This window comes from Protofrankia sp. CiP3, from assembly GCF_917627345.1.
Lineage (GTDB): Bacteria > Actinomycetota > Actinomycetes > Frankiales > Frankiaceae > Protofrankia.
The window spans coordinates 4,544-7,103 of sequence record NZ_CAKJTM010000164.1; the positions used below are offsets into that span (position 1 = coordinate 4,544).

2 protein-coding genes are annotated in these 2,560 nt (G+C 71.2%); one reads left to right on the forward strand and one right to left on the reverse strand.

From position 1 onward, the window contains the following. Positions 1 to 628: TetR/AcrR family transcriptional regulator (locus MJ797_RS25215; RefSeq protein ID WP_239341986.1), on the forward strand; the 628-nt coding region annotated here is incomplete at its 5' end. A 21-nt stretch (positions 629 to 649) separates the two neighbouring features. On the opposite strand, the gene MJ797_RS25220 is transcribed toward MJ797_RS25215, so the two are convergent. Further along, on the reverse strand, positions 650 to 2,560 hold a 1,911-nt coding region (locus tag MJ797_RS25220), incomplete at its 5' end, for an ABC transporter ATP-binding protein (protein WP_239341988.1).

Consider the following 2,560-nt stretch of genomic DNA (forward strand, 5'->3'; position numbering starts at 1 on the left):
GGCGACCGACGGCCCGCGCCGGCCGCCGCACGCACCGGCCATCCCCCGGCGACGCGGGGAGGTCCTGGAAGACGCGATCCACACCGCCGTGGTCGAACTGCTCGCCGAACACGGGTACGGCGCGCTGACAATGGATCTCGTGGCAGCCAGCGCCCGAGCCGGTAAGGCCACCCTCTACCGCAGGTGGTCGTGCAAGCTCGACCTGGTGATCGACACAGTACGACGCCTCGGCCACAGCCCTGTCACCGATCCGGACACCGGAAGTTTTCGTGACGACCAGCTCCTGCTGCTCCATGAATTCGCCGACGTGCTCCGCGGCCGCCAAGGCGCGGTGACCGCGACCCTTGTCGGTGAGCTCACCCGGCATGCCGATCTCGCCGCCGCCCTGCGCGCCGTTCTCCTGCAGCAGCGGCGGACGGTCCAGATGACCATTGCGGAGCGGGCCATCAAGCGCGGCGACGTCCGCCACGGCACCCCATGGCCGCTGGTCAACGAGATCGGGCCAGCCCTGCTGTTCGCCCGCTGCCTCATCTCGGGTGAGCCCCTGGACCACGGATACATAGTCGATGTTGTGGACGGCATAGTCATGCCCCTCGTCACGGCAGTTCATGGTACATCGGATAAGTAATGTATCGAACCCACGTTCGAATCACAACGGCTGACCGGCCGACGCGCCCGCACCGCTGTACTCCGCCCACATCCGCGCGTACCTGCCCTGGGCACCTATCAGCTGGGCGTGCGAGCCCTGTTCGACGATCCGTCCGGCAGCCATCACCACGACCCGGTCCGCGCGGGCGGCGGTGGTCAACCGATGCGCCACCACGAGGGTCGTCCGCCGCCGCGCGACGCGGTCGGTCGCCTCGGTGACCGCGGCCTCGGTGGCCAGGTCCAGCGAGGCGGTCGCCTCGTCGAGAAGCAGGATGTCGGGGTCGGCGAGCTCCGCCCGGGCGAGCGCGAGCAGCTGGCGCTGCCCGGCGGACAGGCCCCGGCCGTTCTCGCCGATCCGGTGCAGATAGCCCCCGGGCAAACGCATGATCATCTCGTGTGCGCCGACCGCCCGTGCCGCTGCCCTCACCTCGGCGTCCGCCGCATCCGGCCGGGCGTAGGCGATCGTGTCCCGGACCGTCCCGGCGAACAGGAAGGGCTCCTGCGGGACGACTCCCAGCCGGTGACGGTAACCAGCCAGGTCGAGCCGGGTCACGTCGGTGCCGTCGATGCGCACCACGCCGCCGGTGGCGTCGTAGAAACGCGCGGCCAGCTTGACGACGGTCGACTTGCCGGCCCCGGTCTCACCCACCAGCGCGACGGTCTCCCCGGCGGCCACCCGCAGGTTCACCCCGTCCAGCGCGGGACGCTCGGCGCCCGCGTACCGGAAGCGCACACCGACGAACTCGATCTCGCCGGAAAGCCGGCCCACCGGCACCGGGCCAGGCCGGGCCGGGGTGGAGGCAGGTGTGCGCAGCAGGTCCGACAGCCGGCGCAGACCCACCTTGGCCTGCTGATAACCGTCAAACACCTGGGAGAGCTGCTGGATGGGTGAGAAGAACAGGCCGAGGTAGAGCAGATAGGCGATGAGCCCGCCGGTCGTCAGCGATCCGGACGCGACAAGCCCCGCGCCGACACCGAGAACGAGCGCGGCGGCCAGCTCCGAGCAGAACTCCATGAACGGGAAGTACAGCGCGATAAGGCGTTGCGCACGCAGCCGCGACACCCGGTAGCGCTCAGCGAGTGCCCGGAAGTCCGCGATGTTGCGCCCCTCGCGGCGGAAGGCCTGCACCACCCGGATGCCGGCGAGGTTCTCCTGCAGCGCCGCGTTGACCGCGGCGACGCGCTCCCGTGACTCGACGTAGGCCGCCGACGCCTTCGCGCGGAAAACCACCGTAACGAGGACACCGACCGGCACCATTGGCAGCACGACCAGGGCCAGCCGGGCGTTGAGGACCACCAGCGCCACCCCCACACCGACGAACGACAGCATGCCGACCACCGCGGTCGTCAGGCCGGTCTGCAGGAATGTCGACAGCGCGTCGACGTCCGTGGTCATCCGGGTCATGATCCGGCCCGAGAGCTCACGTTCGTAGTAGTCCAGGCCGAGCCGTTGCAGCTGGGCAAACGTCTTGACCCGCAGGGTGAACAGCAGGCGCTCACCCAGCCGTCCGGACACCCGGCCCTGGCTGACCTGCACCGCCCAGGCCGTGAGAACCACGGCGAGCGCCACCGCGGACGTCATGACCAGCACCGCTCCCGCGGCCCGCGACACACCCGCGTCCACTCCGTGCCGCACCAGCGCGGGCAGAGCGAGACCCGTGCCCGCGTCCAGGACCACGAGCAGCAGGCCCAGGGCGAGCAGCGCGCGCACCCCGCCCAGCAGACGGCGTAAGGAGAAAGCCGGGTCGCCGGCGGCGGCGTCAGCCATCCGCACCCCCACCGCCTCGGTGGCCGGCGGGAGCGCCTCGACCCGCGCGAGCAGTTCGGGAGTCGCGGGCATATCCCCGGCCACGCCGCCGAAAACGCGCTGCCCGCCGCCGCCGGACGCCTCGGCCGGCCGCGGCCCGAGCGG